At 32.9% G+C, this 15,859-nt stretch carries 14 protein-coding genes and 1 pseudogene; 6 read left to right on the forward strand and 9 right to left on the reverse strand.

Annotation, left to right across the window (positions count from 1 at the left end):
- Window positions 1–18 precede the first annotated feature (18 nt).
- Both rsmH and mraZ read right to left on the reverse strand, forming a co-directional pair.
- Window positions 19–912, reverse strand: coding sequence for a 16S rRNA (cytosine(1402)-N(4))-methyltransferase RsmH (gene rsmH, locus KKQ79_RS11785; protein WP_213190301.1), 894 nt, complete (start codon window positions 910–912; stop codon window positions 19–21).
- Between the two features lie 40 nt (window positions 913–952).
- Window positions 953–1,417, reverse strand: coding sequence for a division/cell wall cluster transcriptional repressor MraZ (mraZ, locus tag KKQ79_RS11790; RefSeq protein ID WP_213190302.1), 465 nt, complete (start codon window positions 1,415–1,417; stop codon window positions 953–955).
- Window positions 1,418–1,658: 241 nt separating this feature from the next.
- On the opposite strand from mraZ, the gene KKQ79_RS11795 reads away from it, so the two are divergent.
- The 4 genes from KKQ79_RS11795 to KKQ79_RS11810 are packed head-to-tail and all read left to right on the forward strand — an operon-like array spanning window position 1,659 to window position 4,180.
- Window positions 1,659–2,420, forward strand: a complete 762-nt coding sequence (locus tag KKQ79_RS11795; protein ID WP_213190303.1) for an alpha/beta fold hydrolase — start codon at window positions 1,659–1,661, stop codon at window positions 2,418–2,420.
- Window positions 2,421–2,472: 52 nt separating this feature from the next.
- Entirely contained in the window at window positions 2,473–3,093 is a 621-nt protein-coding gene (gene yihA / locus KKQ79_RS11800; protein WP_213190304.1) for a ribosome biogenesis GTP-binding protein YihA/YsxC, read from the forward strand.
- Between the two features lie 33 nt (window positions 3,094–3,126).
- Window positions 3,127–3,576: a GNAT family N-acetyltransferase gene (locus KKQ79_RS11805; RefSeq protein WP_213190305.1), complete on the forward strand. Its 450-nt coding sequence runs from the start codon at window positions 3,127–3,129 to the stop codon at window positions 3,574–3,576.
- Between the two features lie 40 nt (window positions 3,577–3,616).
- Window positions 3,617–4,180, forward strand: coding sequence for a DUF3267 domain-containing protein (locus KKQ79_RS11810; protein WP_213190306.1), 564 nt, complete (start codon window positions 3,617–3,619; stop codon window positions 4,178–4,180).
- 24 nt (window positions 4,181–4,204) lie between these two features.
- Here KKQ79_RS11810 and msrA read toward each other — a convergent pair whose 3' ends face one another.
- The 5 genes and pseudogenes from msrA to KKQ79_RS11835 all read right to left on the reverse strand — a co-directional run.
- Window positions 4,205–4,843 carry a peptide-methionine (S)-S-oxide reductase MsrA gene (gene msrA, locus KKQ79_RS11815; protein WP_213190307.1) on the reverse strand — a complete coding sequence of 213 codons (639 nt, stop codon included), beginning with the start codon at window positions 4,841–4,843 and terminating at the stop codon, window positions 4,205–4,207.
- 42 nt (window positions 4,844–4,885) lie between these two features.
- Complete coding sequence (locus tag KKQ79_RS11820) at window positions 4,886–5,389, reverse strand: DUF3575 domain-containing protein (protein WP_213190308.1); 504 nt, start codon at window positions 5,387–5,389, stop codon at window positions 4,886–4,888.
- Window positions 5,390–5,516: 127 nt separating this feature from the next.
- Window positions 5,517–8,591, reverse strand: a complete 3,075-nt coding sequence (secA, locus tag KKQ79_RS11825) for a preprotein translocase subunit SecA (protein WP_213190309.1) — start codon at window positions 8,589–8,591, stop codon at window positions 5,517–5,519.
- Between the two features lie 107 nt (window positions 8,592–8,698).
- A complete protein-coding gene (locus KKQ79_RS11830; RefSeq protein ID WP_002662059.1) occupies window positions 8,699–8,920 on the reverse strand; it encodes a DUF2795 domain-containing protein in 222 nt (73 codons plus the stop codon).
- Window positions 8,921–9,168: 248 nt separating this feature from the next.
- Window positions 9,169–9,252, reverse strand: a pseudogene (locus tag KKQ79_RS11835) (NAD-dependent epimerase/dehydratase family protein); the annotation flags it as partial.
- A 178-nt stretch (window positions 9,253–9,430) separates the two neighbouring features.
- On the opposite strand from KKQ79_RS11835, the gene KKQ79_RS11840 reads away from it, so the two are divergent.
- Both KKQ79_RS11840 and KKQ79_RS11845 read left to right on the forward strand, forming a co-directional pair.
- Entirely contained in the window at window positions 9,431–10,225 is a 795-nt protein-coding gene (locus KKQ79_RS11840; protein ID WP_213190310.1) for a DUF2797 domain-containing protein, read from the forward strand.
- Between the two features lie 87 nt (window positions 10,226–10,312).
- Window positions 10,313–12,430, forward strand: coding sequence for a hypothetical protein (locus KKQ79_RS11845; RefSeq protein WP_213190311.1), 2,118 nt, complete (start codon window positions 10,313–10,315; stop codon window positions 12,428–12,430).
- A gap of 43 nt (window positions 12,431–12,473) precedes the next feature.
- Here KKQ79_RS11845 and KKQ79_RS11850 read toward each other — a convergent pair whose 3' ends face one another.
- Together KKQ79_RS11850 and KKQ79_RS11855 are read right to left on the reverse strand one after the other, a co-directional pair.
- Complete coding sequence (locus KKQ79_RS11850) at window positions 12,474–14,588, reverse strand: prolyl oligopeptidase family serine peptidase (RefSeq protein ID WP_213190312.1); 2,115 nt, start codon at window positions 14,586–14,588, stop codon at window positions 12,474–12,476.
- A 62-nt stretch (window positions 14,589–14,650) separates the two neighbouring features.
- The gene (locus tag KKQ79_RS11855) at window positions 14,651–15,829 is read right to left on the reverse strand and encodes a T9SS type A sorting domain-containing protein (protein ID WP_213190313.1); all 1,179 of its coding nucleotides are present in this window, start codon (window positions 15,827–15,829) and stop codon (window positions 14,651–14,653) included.
- Window positions 15,830–15,859 lie beyond the last annotated feature (30 nt).

Here is a 15,859-nt window from a genome sequence, read left to right on the forward strand (position 1 = left end):
GACTTTGTCTGATTTTAATTATATTTTTATTCCTATACGCATTTTTGCGCTTCTTGCTCTAGAATTTTCTTCTATTTCTTCTTCTGTTGGAATGATGGCTTTGTTTTTTAACAATTCAAAAGCTTTAGCATAATTTCCATAAATATCTCGTTGTGGTTCTCCTTCGAACATTCCATTTTTTAGGAAACGTTTTACCAATCTGTCTTCTAAAGAATGATAAGAAATCACCACTAATCTTCCTTCTTTTTTCAAGATTTTATAAGACTGTAGCAGCATTTCTTTTAAAACTTCTAGCTCCTGGTTTACCTCTATTCTAATTGCTTGGAATAACTGTGCAAAAAATTTATTTTGCTTAAATTGAGGAATATAACTAAAGACTTTTTTCAAATCTTCGGTGGTTACAATTTCCTTTGATTTCCTAGCATGAACAATTTCTCTAGCCAGTTTTCTGGCTTCTCTTATCTCGCCATAGTAGTAGAAAATATCGGCCAAATGTTCTTCTTCATATTCATTTACTACTTTTCTCGCGTCCAGATGTTGCATCACGTTCATTCTCATGTCTAGAGGTGCATCACTTCTGGTAGAAAAACCACGTTCTGCAGCATCAAACTGATGAGAAGAAACGCCTAAATCTCCTAAAATTCCGTCTACTTCAGTTACGCCGTACATCAAAAGAGAATTTTCTAAAAATCTAAAATTCTGATTGATTAATGTAAATCTTTCATCATCAATTGAATTGTTAAGCGCGTCTAAATCTTGGTCAAAACTGTATAGCTTTCCTTTGCTGGAAAGTCTTTTTAGTATTTCACGAGAATGGCCACCTCCACCGAAAGTTACATCTACGTAAACTCCATCAGGATTAGTGATGAGAGCGTCTATACTTTCCTTTAATAATACAGGATTGTGATACATTCTATTAGATTTAAAAAATTATAAAATTGAGTTGTAGAGATTATTCTTCGTCAAAATTGATGTCGCCCATCACTTCTTCGGTTAGTATCCCGAAATCAACTTCGTTGGTAGCAATTACTTTTTCATACGCTTCTTTGTCCCAAATTTCAAACAGTTCACCTGCTCCAGAAATCACTATTTCTTTATGAAGATTGGCAAATTGTTTTAAATCTTTTGGAATAAGAATTCTCTCAGAAGAATCCAGCTCTACGTTTTTTACACCGGCGGTAAACATTCTGATGAAATCTGCATTCTTTTTCACGAAACGGTTCAGTCCGTTTATCTTTTTCATCAGTTTTTCCCAAGGCTGCATCGGGTAAACTTCTAAGCAATTCTGAAACACAGCACGTTTAATTACAAAGTTCTTATCCTCAGAACTTTGCAATAGTTTTACTAATGACGAAGGAAGCTTTATTCTGCCTTTGTCATCAATCTTGCATTCATATGTTTCGTAGAAATGAATCATTTGGAGCAAATTTATTTATTATTTTCTAAAATTTCCCACTTTTTCCCACTTTTTAACTTAATGTTGATAACTTTTTACCTATAGAGCTTTATGTAGCTAACTTGTTGATTAATAAAATGTTAATAAATGAGTGTGATATGAGGGTAGATGTATGCCCAATTGACATACTTTAAATGAAATTAACATAACAAAAACCGGTCAAAATTCCATTTTTTTTGTATTTTTGCGACAGATACGTTATATGATTTTTAATACCAAAAAGGAGAAGAAATATACATTTATAGAAAGCGGAGAAGGTCATCCTATGGTACTTCTACACGGATTGATGGGAGGCTTAAGTAATTTTGATAAAATGATTACTTATTTCTCAGAAAGAGGCTATAAAGTTTATGTTCCGCAACTTCCTATTTATGATTTGCCAGTGCTGAATACTAATCTTACCAGCATCGCAAAATATGTAGCAAGATTTATAAAAGATAAAATAGGACAACCTGTTACTTTAGTGGGGAATTCTATGGGTGGTCATATTGGCCTTATTCTTACATTAGCTAATCCAGAGTTAGTGCATTCTTTAGTTTTAACAGGAAGTTCTGGTTTGTACGAAAAAAGTTTTGGAGAAACTTTCCCAAGAAGAGGAGATAGAGACTATATCAAAAAGAAAACAGAAGAAGTTTTCTTTGATCCGAAAGTAGCTACAGATGAATTAGTAGACGAGGTTTTCGCGGTGGTAAATGATAGAATGAAAGGCATTAAAACAGTGCTTTTAGCGAAAAGTGCCATCAAACATAATATGTTGCATGATTTGCCAAAAATAAAACAACCAACTTGTATTATTTGGGGAAAACAAGACGGAGTGACTCCACCAGATGTAGCAGAAGAAATGGATAGACAAATTCCTAATTCAGATTTGTTCTGGTTAGATGAATGCGGTCATGCTGCGATGATGGAAAAACCAGAAGAATTTAATGAAATTCTTTACAACTGGTTAAAAGATAAAATTTAGAATTAAGAAGAAAAAATAATGATGGAAGTTGAAAAGCTTCCATTTTTTGAATATGATAGTAAAGACTGTAAACTTTGTAAAATCTAGTGGGAAATGGCAAGAATGCCCAGAACCTACGATTCCTGAATATGCTTTTATCGGGAGAAGTAACGTGGGGAAATCTTCGTTAATCAATGCCATTATGAATCATAAAGATTTGGCAAAAACTTCGCAAACTCCTGGTAAAACACAATTGATTAATCATTTTTTGGTGAATGAAAATTGGTATCTCACTGATTTACCTGGCTATGGTTATGCTAAGGTTTCTAAAAGTTTGAGAAAAGATTTTGAAAAACTCATCACCAATTATATTCTGAATAGAAAAAATTTGGTAAACCTTTTTGTTTTAGTTGATATAAGACATACTCCTCAAAAAATAGATTTAGAATTTATGGAATGGTGCGGAGAAAATGGAGTGCCGTTTTCTATCGTTTTTACCAAGCAAGATAAGTTAAAACCAGGAGCTGCAGACAGAAATGTAGAAGTATATAAAACCAAACTTCTAGAAACTTGGGAAGATTTACCAGATATTTATATTACTTCAGCCGAAAAGAAAATGGGTGGTGATGAAATTCTGAAATTTATTGAAAAAACCAATGCTTATCTGGTTAAAAATAAAGTGAAGTTCTCCTAAAAAACTTTTTTAAGCTTAAAGATTTCTATTAAAATGAAAGACATTATCTGGAAAATAAAATCATTCGAAGAGTTATCTATTCATGAATTGTATGAGATTTTGAAAGTGAGACAAGAGGTTTTTGTAGTAGAGCAAACTTGTTATTACTTAGATGCAGATGGGTATGACCAGAAAGCGCTTCATCTTTTTGCAGAAAAAGAAGGGAAAGTAGTAGCATATTGCAGAATTTTTCCTGAAGGTGTAAAATATCCAGAAACTTCCATCGGAAGAGTTCTTACTCATCCTGATTTTAGAAATTTAAAATTAGGAAAAACTCTTATCCAATTTGCTTTAGAAACGATAGAAACCAGATTTAGCACCACTGAATGTAGAATTTCTGCACAAGATTATCTCATTAAATTTTATAGTGATTTTGGGTTTCAAGACACTGGGAAAAAATATTTGGAAGATGATATTCCACATACAGAAATGGTGAGAATGTAACAATTTCCACAAATCTTAAGTAACTAATAAACGAGTTATTATGAATTTTGAAAATTACACACAAGAAAAGCAAACGATAGATTTAGTTAAGGCAAATTTTGTAGCAATCAAATACTTTTTATTTTTTTCATTTATTTTCTTGTTGCCATTTTATTTAATTTGGGGGATTGATTATTTTCATATTATAAAATCTGAAAGTTTTTTAATCAGATTGTTTCTCTCTGTATTTATTCCAGTTTTCGGGATTGTTATTCATGAATTAATCCATGGAATTTTCTTTGCAAAATATGCTTCTAAAGGTTTTAAATCTGTAAAATTTGGTGTTCTTTTGAAAATGCTAACACCTTATTGTCATTGTAAAGAACCTTTAAAAATTAAACATTACATTATAGCATTACTTGCACCATTAGTAATTTTAGGAATTTTTCCTGCGATTGTAGGAATTTTAATAGGAAATTTTGGTTTAACTATTTTTGGAATTTTCTTTAGTGGAGCAGCTGCTGGTGATTTAATGATATATAATCTCATCAAAAAAGAAAATCCTGAAGATTATGTTCAAGATCATCCTTCTGAAGCGGGTTATTATATTTTCAGAAAAAAATAAATCCATCAACTTGATGGATTTTGTTTATTTCAGTAACCCTAATTCGCCGAAATGTTTTTTGAATTTGGCTACTTTTGGACCTACTACAGCGCTGCAATAAGGCTGATTAGGATTGATTTCAAAATAATTTTGGTGATATTTCTCTGCGCTCCAGAATTTTTCAAAAGGAACAATTTCGGTGACATATTTTCCGTTCCATTTTCCTGATTTTTCTGAATTTTCTAAAGAAATTTTTGATTCTTCTTTTTGTTTTTCAGAGTGATAAAAAATTACAGAACGATATTGTGTTCCTACATCTTCTCCTTGTCTATTAAGTGTAGTAGGATTATGCAAGAACCAAAAAGATTCTAACAACTGAGAAAAAGAAATTACTTTCGGGTCAAAGGCAATTTGTACCACTTCTGCATGACCCGTTTCACCTGTACAAACTTCTTCGTAAGTAGGGTTTTCTTTATGACCACCAGAATAGCCAGATGTTACAGATTCTACACCTTTTAACATGTCAAAACATGCTTCTACACACCAAAAACAACCGCCACCAAACGTAGCATATTCTAGATTTTTGTTTTCCATTTTAAGATTTTTTTTCTTTGAAACTTTATTTTCTTGTCCGTTACAAGAAACGAGTAAAAAACTCATCAAAAATAAAAAAAACTTCTTCATTTACTAATAACGAAGAAGTTTTTATTTTTATTACAGTAATAGTTAAAATCTTTTACCAATAGAGATGCCAATTCTTGGGAAGGCATCATCTGTATTTTTTACACAAAATCTTCTTCCTAAACCGCCAAAAACTTCGCCAACTAAATTATTGCTGGTCAATAATTTAAAACCAATGGCTGCTCCAAAACCAAAATTGGTTTCGTTTTTCCAACCAAGTATTTGGTAATTATTGTTATCATAATTCTCGTAATGATAATTGGTAAGAGAAGTATTGGCTTCTACAAAGAACCCTGCATTTTCTTTTTTGCCAAAATAAATTCTGTAATAAGGTGCAAAACCATAATTGAAATAAAGGTTTTCCTTAGAATCAAGAGAAACTGCTGCAGAAATACCTACTGATTGATTGTTTTGAAGTAATCTTTCGTACGTAATTTCAGGAGCACCAATAATAGAGTTTAAAAGATTGAGTTTGATTTCATTTTTTTGTGATTGAGAGAACGCAAGAGCGCATATAGCGAGCGCAAAAATAGTTGTTAGTTTTTTCATATTTTATTGATTTTGATTAAAACAAAAATATTACTTTTATCATCATCTAGACTAATGATTAACATTATTTAACTAAAAAAAACCGAAGAATTTCTTCGGTTTTTTATAAATATAAGGATTTTAAGTCTTAAGAAGTAGGAATTTCTCCTTTGAATAAGAAAGAAATAATTTCTTTGTTTACTTTATCCATCATTTCGCTGAACAAATGGAAAGACTCTTGTTTGTAAATTACCAATGGGTCTTTTTGCTCATAAACTGCACCTTGTGAAGATTTACGTAAATCATCCATTTCTTTAAGGTGATGTTTCCAGTTTTCGTCTATAATGGTTAAACAGATATTCTTCTCGAAATCATTAATCATAGATTCGCACTGAGTTTCATAAGCTTGCTTAAGATCAGTAACGATGGTAAGTGTTTTGGTTCCGTCAGAGAAAGGTACTTGTACGTTTTTGAACATGTGACCTTGCTGTTTGAACACATTTTCTATGATTGGGAAAGAGTTTTCTTTCAATAAAACCAATCTGTTTTTATAATCTTCTTCTGCTTTTTTGAAAACGATATCTGTGATTTCTTTTTCAGTTTTTGCCTTGAATTCAGCTTCAGTAAGTGGAGCTTCCATCGTGAAGAATTTGATGATTTCGTATTCAAATTCTTTGAATTGGTTGCCTCCTTTTGTATTGCTTACGATAGATGCTGCTACATCATAAATGGTATTAATGATGTCATATTTTAAATGGTCGCCAAACAATGCATTTTTTCTACGTTTGTAGATTACATCACGTTGTTTGTTCATTACATCATCATATTCTAGCAATCTTTTTCTGATACCGAAGTTGTTTTCTTCTACTTTTTTCTGAGCTCTTTCGATAGATTTGGTAATCATAGAGTGCTGAATAACTTCGCCTTCTTTGTGTCCCATTTTATCCATCATTTTTGCGATTCTTTCAGAACCGAAAAGTCTCATTAAGTTATCTTCCAGAGAAACATAGAATTGAGAACTTCCTGGGTCTCCTTGTCTACCAGCTCTACCTCTTAACTGTCTGTCTACACGTCTAGAATCGTGTCTTTCAGTACCTATAATTGCTAAACCTCCGTTTGCTTTTACGTCTCCTTGAAGTTTAATGTCGGTACCACGACCAGCCATGTTGGTAGCAATAGTTACTACACCAGCTCTACCAGCTTCAGCTACGATGTCAGCTTCTTTCTTGTGCAATTTCGCATTCAATACATTATGCGGGATTTTTCTTAATTGAAGTGCTTTTGACAAGAACTGAGAAATTTCTACAGAAGTTGTACCAACGAGTATTGGTCTTCCTGCTGCAGTAAGTCTTTCGATTTCGTCAATTACTGCATTGAATTTTTCTCTGTTGGTTTTATAAACTAAATCTTGTCTATCATCTCTGATGATTGGTCTGTTGGTAGGAATTACTACTACGTCTAATTTATAAATTTGCCAGAATTCTCCTGCTTCAGTTTCTGCAGTACCAGTCATCCCAGCTAATTTGTTATACATTCTGAAGTAGTTCTGTAACGTAATGGTAGCGAAAGTTTGTGTAGCTGCTTCGATTTTTACATTTTCTTTAGCTTCAATCGCTTGGTGAAGTCCGTCAGAATAACGTCTTCCTTCCATGATACGTCCAGTTTGCTCGTCTACAATTTTTACTTCTCCATCGATGACTACATATTCATCATCTTTTTCGAATAAAGTATATGCTTTTAATAGTTGATTTAAAGTGTGAATTCTTTCCGATTTTACTGCATAATTTCTGAAAAGTTCTTCTTTTTGAGCAAATTCTTCTTCTTTAGTAAGATTTTTTGCCTCTAGTTCAGCAATCAAGGTTCCGATGTCTTCTAAAACGAAGAAATTGGCATCTTGGTTCCCTTGAGACATATATTCTACACCTTTGTCTGTAAGGTCTATTTGATTATTTTTCTCGTCGATTACAAAATAAAGATCTTTATCTACAATACGCATTCTCTTGCTATTGTCTTGCATGTATTCTCCTTCTGTTTTTTGTAAAAGCACTCTTATTCCTTCTTCTGAAAGGAATTTGATGAGGTGTTTGTTTTTAGGCAAACCTCTGTAAGCTTGCAAAAGTTTAAAACCACCGTCTGTTTTATTACCTGCAGCAATTAATTTCTTCGCTTCGGTTAATAAATTAGAAACGATTTGTTTCTGAACAGCTACAATTCTGTCTACAGATGGTTTTAAAACATCGAATTCTTGTCTGTCACCTTGAGGAATTGGTCCAGAAATAATGAGTGGAGTTCTCGCATCATCAATTAATACAGAGTCAACTTCGTCTACAATTGCAAAATTTAATTCACCTTGAACTAATTCTTCAGGCGAAGAAACCATGTTGTCTCTTAAATAGTCAAAACCGAACTCATTATTGGTTCCATAAGTGATATCTGCTTGATAAGCTTTTCTTCTCGCATCAGTATTAGGTTGATGTAAATCGATACAATCGATGCTTAAACCGTGGAACTGATAAATTGGACCCATCCAAGCCGAGTCTCTTTTTGCCAAGTAATCATTCACGGTAACTACGTGAACACCACGACCAGGAAGTGCATTTAAGTAAATAGGTAGCGTTCCTACTAAAGTTTTACCTTCACCAGTTGCCATTTCGGCGATTCTACCACTGTGAAGTGCAACCCCACCGATAAATTGGGTGTCATAGTGAACCATGTCCCAAACTACTTCTTTACCAGCAGCATCCCATTTATTTTTCCAGAAAGCTTTGTCTCCTTTAATTTCTACAAAATCTTTAGCAGCAGCTAATTCTTGGTCATGCTCAGTTGCTGTAACGGTAAGTCCGCCATTTTGAGCCAATCTTCTTGCAGTTTCTTTGATAACCGCAAAAGCTTCTGGAAGAATATCGTTCAAAACTTTTTCTTCAATTTGATAAGAATCCTTTTTCAGCGTTTCAATTTGCCCAAAAAGTTTTTCTTTTTCGTCTACGTCAGAAGATTTTGCAATTTGCTCATGAACTTCTACTACCTGATTGGTAATGTGTTCTGTAGCTGCATCAATTTTATCTTTGAATTCTTGAGTTTTTGCTCTCAATTCATCATCCGAAAGCTCGGCAATTGCGGGCTCTACTTTCTTAATTTTGTCTACAACTTTTTTGATTTCTTTGAGGTCTTTAGCGTTTTTGTCGCCTAAGAATCCTTGAAGAACTTTATTTAAAAAACTCATAATAATTGCTTTTGGCTAGTAGCAAAATGCTTCAGCCATATTAACGTTAAATTTATAAAAATTCAAAAAAAAGCCGATTGCCGATTGCCGACAGCCAACTGCATTTTTTAGTATTCGTCTTCGTTCCAGAGGAAGTCTTCGTCTGTAGGATAATCACTCCAGACTTCTTCTATGCTTTCATAGATTTCTCCTTCGTCTTCAATGGCTTGAAGATTTTCTACTACTTCCATTGGTGCACCTGTTCTGATAGCATAATCGATAAGCTCTGCTTTAGTCATCGGCCAAGGTGCGTCGCTTAAATATGAAGCTAATTCTAATGTCCAATACATAATATTTAAATTTTTTGCAAAAGTATAAAATTAGGTGAGATTTCAAAATTTTTCTATCTGATTTTCAACAGATTTATAAAATCTAAACTTAATTTTTAATAATGTTCTAATATAATTGTTTTATCTGTTTCTCAAAAACCATTCCACAAAAATTTTTATGCCATTTTGGTATTTTGTTTTGGGTGAATAGTGAAATTAGTTATCGCTTTGACTTAAAAATTTAAGGAAATATAAAGCTTTTATTCAAAAATGACAAAATGTCCATCTTTCAACAAATGTTCTACCAAATGTGAACCAATAAATCCAGAACCGCCTGTTACTAAATAATTCATTTGTGCGTTTTACAAAGAGTAGCAAATTTAAGAATTTGAAAATGATTACAAATCAAATATAAAATAAATTTTCTCAAAGATAAGTAGATAGCATAGATTCTAATTTATATCTACTCAATCTGCAAAATCAGCGAATGATTTAATATCTTTTTCCTTATTTTTACTCAAAATTTTCGCAATGCAATTTAAAGGACAAATTCTCAAAATGTCTTCCGTTCTCGGAAATCCAATTCAGTATTACCTCAATCTTTCTGGAGACTTAATTTCTATGAATCAGCTATTTGGTAAAAATTTTACCATAAAACATATTGGTTATCAGTGTGTAGAATGTGGTAAAGATGAAAAAATCTATAGAATGGGATTTTGTAAAAAATGTTTTTTCGAAAGTCCTTATGCAAGTGAAACGATTCTAAAACCAGAACTTTCTACAGCGCATCTTGGCATTGAAGAGCGTGATTTAGAAGTAGAAAAAGAGATACAATTGCAACCGCATATTGTTTATTTGGCTTATACAGGTGATGTAAAAGTTGGGGTAACGCGTGGAAGTCAAGTTCCAACGCGTTGGATTGATCAAGGAGCGACTTTTGCCTTGCCTATTGCAAAAACCGAAAACCGCTATGAAGCTGGAATGATAGAAGTAGAACTCAAAAAACATATTGCAGATAAAACCAATTGGAGGAAAATGCTTCAAGATGACAGAGAAAGTGATGTAGATTTATTAGATTTTCGAAATCAGATTGCAGAACTTTTTCCTAAAGATTTTAAAAATTTTGCGATTGATGGTCAAGAAATGGTGCGTTTAGACTTTCCGTATGAAGCACCTGCGAAAATTAATTCTTTCACCCTAGATTCTAAACCAGAGTTTGAAGGGGTGTTAAAAGGAATTAAAGGACAGTATTTGTATTTTAATGAAGGAGATTTTATCAATGTGAGAAGTCACGAAGGTTATGTGATTGAACTTGATATTCAATGATATAACTGAATTGTAAAACTTAAAATAAAATAAGAAAATGCTGTAATCTTGTAACCCAAAAAGCTAATAACCAAATACTTTTGCTCTATGAAGAGAGCTTTACGAATTCTATTTTCCGTTATTTTTGGGTTTGCTGTGCTTTTGGTTTCGGCAAATCTGTATTTCCATTATTGGTTGCAGCATCATTTGCCGCAGTACATCGAAAATAAATCTCCGTATCATGTTCATTATCAGGATTTAAACATAGAATTTGTAAGCGGAAATATTTCTGCAAGTAAAGTTAAAATTACTCCAAAAATCACAGATAATCAAAACGTTTTACAACTCAACGGAACTGTAGATTCTCTTTTTATTTCAAATCTTGGGATTTATGATGCTATTTTAAATAAGAAAATCAATGCTAAATACTTAAAGCTTTTTCGTCCAAATCTTCAGATTGTTCTACCTGAAAATCAACAAGGTGGTAAGAAAAATAAGCGACCTTTGATTTCTAAAAATTTGATGATTGAAAACGGCAATATTGAAATTTTAAAATTTGATAAAAGTAAATTTTTGTCAATTGAAAATTTAAGTCTAAATGTTGAAAATCTGAAACTTACAGAGAAAAATGTTACGCGTAAATTGCCCATTGTTTTTGACCAATATTCTATAAAAAGTAAAGCATTTCATTTTTATCCAGATGAAGTGTATCACATTTCAGCTACCGAAATTAATACAGAAAATGGACAAATGTCTGGGACAGATTTTTCAATGAAACCTTTGATGAATTTTTCTGAATTTTCGAGAAAATTTCCAAGAAAATCACTTTTGGATATTTCTTCTCAAAAAATGAATTTCAAAGATATTGTGCTGAAGAAGAACAAGATTAGTTTGTCTGAAGTACGGTTTTCTGAACCTCATTTAACGGTGTATTCTTCTGAAAATCAGAATAAAAATAAAAATAAACCTTTTACTTATATTGTTGAATTACAAAATGTTTTCTTTGATAATGGAAAAGCAAAAATTTTCAAAAATGGACAAAAAAAGTTTTCCGTAGACAATATAAATGCTCATTTTGAACAATTGGTTTTGGATGAAAAAAATCCCAAAAATGAATTGCCTTTTCAATATAAAAATTACCAAATTTCGGGAAGAAATATTTTTTTAGATGCTGGAAAATTCTATCAGTTGTTCATTAATAATGCTGATTTTCAGAAAAACTCTATGGATTTAAGAGGACTGCATTTGCAACCTAAGTTTACTAAAACCCAGTTTACTTCTAAAATTTCTACCGAAAAAGATTGGTATAATGTTAAAATTGCACAAACGAGAATTACTGATTTTCATTGGAAATTAAAAGATAGTCAACCGAAAATAAATGTTGGTAACGTGTTGATAAACAATTTACAAGCTCAAATTTACAGAAGTAAAAGTCCTAAAGATGATTTGACTAGAAAAAAACTTTACAGTGAATTGCTCCGTTCCATAAAATTTCCTCTTTTGGTGAAAAATTTGAACATTAGAAATTCGAATTTAATTTATGAGGAGGATTTACCAAATGGAAATAAACCTGGAAAATTGATGTTTAGTCAATTTAATTTAAATGCACAGAATCTCAATTCAAATAAAGGTTTCAAAAACACAGTTGTTCCGATTAAAATTCATACCCAATTTATGAATGTAGCGCCTATGAAAGTAAACTGGAGTTTTGATACTGCAAATCTTCAGGATGACTTTTCGATTTCAGGTCAAATTAATGATTTACCAGCCGAAAGTATTAACGCTTTTGTTACGCCCTATTCTCATAAAAAAGTAGAAGGAAATATTCACGAACTGCGATTTAATTTCAAAGGAAACAGAAATGAAATTTCTGGAAATTACATGATGAAACATGAAAACGTGAAAGTGAAAGTTTTAGATGAAAAAACTAAAAAAGAGAAGAAAGTATTGAGTGCGGTTACAAATTTAATCGTCCGAACCAATTCTAAATCTGAAACAGAAAATGTAGTAGTTCACACCACTAGAAATCCTACGAAATCATTTTTTAATTTGCTTTGGAAAGGAGTAGAAGAAGGTTTAAAGAAAACTTTGGTGGGTAAAAATGTAGAAAAAATCGAGAAAACGGTAAAACAGGTAAAGCAAAAGTTAGGTTTGCAAGATTCTGTAAATCAAAAAGAAAAGCCTAAAAAAGAAAAAGGATTTTTAAAAAAATTATTCAAAAAATAAACCGCAGAAATTTCTGCGGTTTGATTTTATGGTAGATTAGTAATTATTTTTTCAATTCTTTAATTCCCATTTCATAGAGTGCAAAACTCATCAAATCTGTGTTTTCGCCGATGACTTGGTCTGTACTTCTACCAGCTCCATGTCCTGCATTTACTTCGATTCTGATTAAAGCAGGGTTGTTACAACTTTGTTTTTCTTGTAATTCTGCCCCGAATTTAAAAGAGTGCGCTGGAACTACTCTGTCATCATGATCGCTCGTGATAATCATCGTAGAAGGATAACAAACGCCTTTTCTCACATTGTGAACTGGTGAGTATGATTTCAAATATTCGAACATTTCTTTTGAATCTTCCGCAGTTCCGTAATCGAATGACCAACCAGCTCCTGCTGTAAATTTATTGTATCTCAACATATCAAGAACGCCAACTCCAGGGAAAGCTACTTTCGCTAAATCAGGTCTCATCGTCATGGTTGCGCCAACTAATAAACCACCGTTTGAACGGCCAGAAAGTGCCATAAATTCTGGCGAAGTGTAACCGTTTTTCTGTAAATATTCACCTGCAGCTATAAAATCTTCGAAAACATTTTTCTTTTGCATTTGTGTTCCTGCAACGTGCCATTTTTTGCCGTACTCACCGCCTCCTCTAAGATTTGGAACAGCATAAATTCCGCCGTTTTCCATCCAGATTGCATTCACTACGGAGAAATTTGGGGTTACAGAAATGTTGAAACCGCCGTAACCGTATAAAATGGTAGGGTTTTTACCGTTTAGTTTAATTCCTTTTTTGTAAGAAATCATCATCGGCACTTTTGTTCCATCTTTTGAAGTGAAAAATACTTGCTCAGAAACATAATCTTCAGGATTGAATTTTACGTTTGGTTTCTGATAAATCTCAGAAGTTCCGTTTTCTACATTAAATTTATAAGTAGTTCCCGGCGTGATATAATTGCTGAAAGAGTAATACAATTCTTTTGCAGTTTCTTTGCCGCCAATATTAGAAGCGGTACCGATTCCAGGAAGAGTGATTTCTCTAATTAATTTACCGTTATAATCGAACTGTTTCATGTAAGAGACAGCGTCTTTCATGTATTTTGCGAAGATATGACCACCACCAGTTGAAGCGCTTAACACATTTTCGGTTTCTGGGATAACGTCTGTCCAAACAGAAGGATTTTTAATGTCAAATTTCTGCAATTTCATGTTTGGAGCATTTTTATCGGTCATAATGTAGATAAAATCTCCTTTGGTGTCTAAAACATCGGTATTGTAATCAAATCCTTTTTGTATCGCAATCCAATCGGTGTTATTTTTAAGGTCTTTCACGTACAATTCATTTCCGTTGGTTGCAGTGGCAGCACTAAGAATCAAGAATCTTTCGTCGTCTGAAACGCCAATGTTCATGTATCTGCGTTTGAAATTTTCATCGCCGATGATATGTTTGTCTTCAGATTGCTTGGTCCCTAATTTATGGAAATAGACTTTGTGCATGTCTGTTTTTACAGAAAGTTCAGAGCCTTGTACTTTTCCGTAACTAGAGTAGAAAAAACCTTCGTCTCCCAACCAAGAAGCGCCAGAAAATTTAACATCGGTAATGGTTTCGTCTATTTTTTCTTTGGTAATCGCATTGATGATGACAATTTTTTGCCAATCACTTCCTCCCTCAGAAATATTGTAAGCGGCAAGGGTTCCTTTTTTGTTAAAAGACAAGCCAGACATAGAAGTAGTTCCTTTTTCTGAAAATTTATTCGGGTCAAGGAAAACTTCGGTGTTGCCATTTTTATCTGTTCTGTAGAGTACAGATTGTGCTTGTAAACCGTCATTTTTGTAGAAATATGTATAATCTCCTTCTTTAAATGGGGCAGAAATTTTCTCGTAGTTCCAAATGTTTTTTAACTGTGCACGAATTTCTTCACGAAACGGAATTTGATTAAGATAATTTTGTGTAAAAGCTACTTCACGCTGAACCCAATCTTTAGTATCTTCAGCACGATCGTCTTCTAACCAACGATAAGGATCTGCTACTTTAGTCCCAAAATATTCGTCAGTATGTTCTACTTTTTTGGTTTCAGGATAGTTCAATGAATTTTTCATAACTTGTGATGAGCACGAGGCAAGAAACAAACTTGCTAATGCCATAGTGAATGTATTGATTTTCATTTGTTGAGAATTTTCTCAAAAATAAATAAAAAAACCGAAGAAGTTCTTCGGTTGGTGTGGAATTATTTTTTTTCGACTTTAAAGTTTTTAAAACCTTTATCATTTTTGATGACTAAGTAGTAAATTCCTTTAGGATAAGAGGTTATGCTGATTTTATCTGTATTAGGAATACTTTGTAAAACTTTTCCAGAAGAGTCCATTAAGGTTAAGTGATATTTTTCTGAAGTTTTGCTCTGTACATAAACATAATCACTACTTGGATTAGGATAAATATTTACCGAAAGTTCTGGTTTCATAATGTCATCTGTGGCTAATCCTGAAGATGTAGCTAACCAAATTACAGAATTAATTAAAAGAGGTCTATGATTTCCTGAAGCATCTGTGAAATAGCCATCATACAATGTGTCTCCAGTATCACCAGTTCCATCATCAGGAACGGAACTGTCTCCTAATGCGCAAACTTTTCCAGCTCCGTAAGTTGCAGTAGCAAACATTACATTGGTAGTTCCTGTGGTTGAAGCTCCTGTTTTAAAAACCAAACCTTGAACGGAAGGATTAGCGGTTTTATTAAGCGTCATACTTGCACCCGCAGAAAACTGCATAGCTCTAGGAGTTCCAGCGCTTCCATTTAAAATAGTATTAGAGGGAATATTCGCAAAATTAGTAGTAGTTTGTGAAAAACTAACTATATCAAAGGTAATTCCGAAAGGATTGGCAACTACAGAATTGGTAGAAACTAAATCGTTCCAAATAGCTGGAGAATCCCAACCGTCACCATTTCTATCGCTATTGTCATGGTCGGCAATCATATAAAGTCCGCCTCCGTTTTTCACGAAATTAATAATAGCGTCTTTTTCTGCCATCGTAAATTGGCTATTTGGTTCGGTAACGATAAATACTTTGTAATTAGATAAATCTTGGTCGTTATTTGGATTTCCATAAGAAATTAAACCTCCTGTTCTTGGGAGTGTTTCTACGTAGTATCCTTGTTTTACTAAATCAATTGCCCATGCACTTATTCCGCCAGTCCAATAAGTTTCTGAGGTAGAAGCGGTAATTCCGCTTTGTGCAGGAGTGGGAATTTTTTGTGGATTAGATTCGTTATTTAATTTAAAATCTGCATCAATTACCCAATCTGCGTTTCCTGCCATTTCGGCTTTTGTGGCATCAAATAAAATTTTGATTTGGGCATTGGTTGATAAAAATACAATTAAGGTAAAAACGGATAATATTTTTTTCATAAATAAATTTGCTATAAAAAAGGATAGCGA

The sequence above is a fragment of the Cloacibacterium caeni genome (assembly GCF_907163125.1).
Taxonomy (GTDB): Bacteria; Bacteroidota; Bacteroidia; order Flavobacteriales; family Weeksellaceae; genus Cloacibacterium; species Cloacibacterium caeni_B.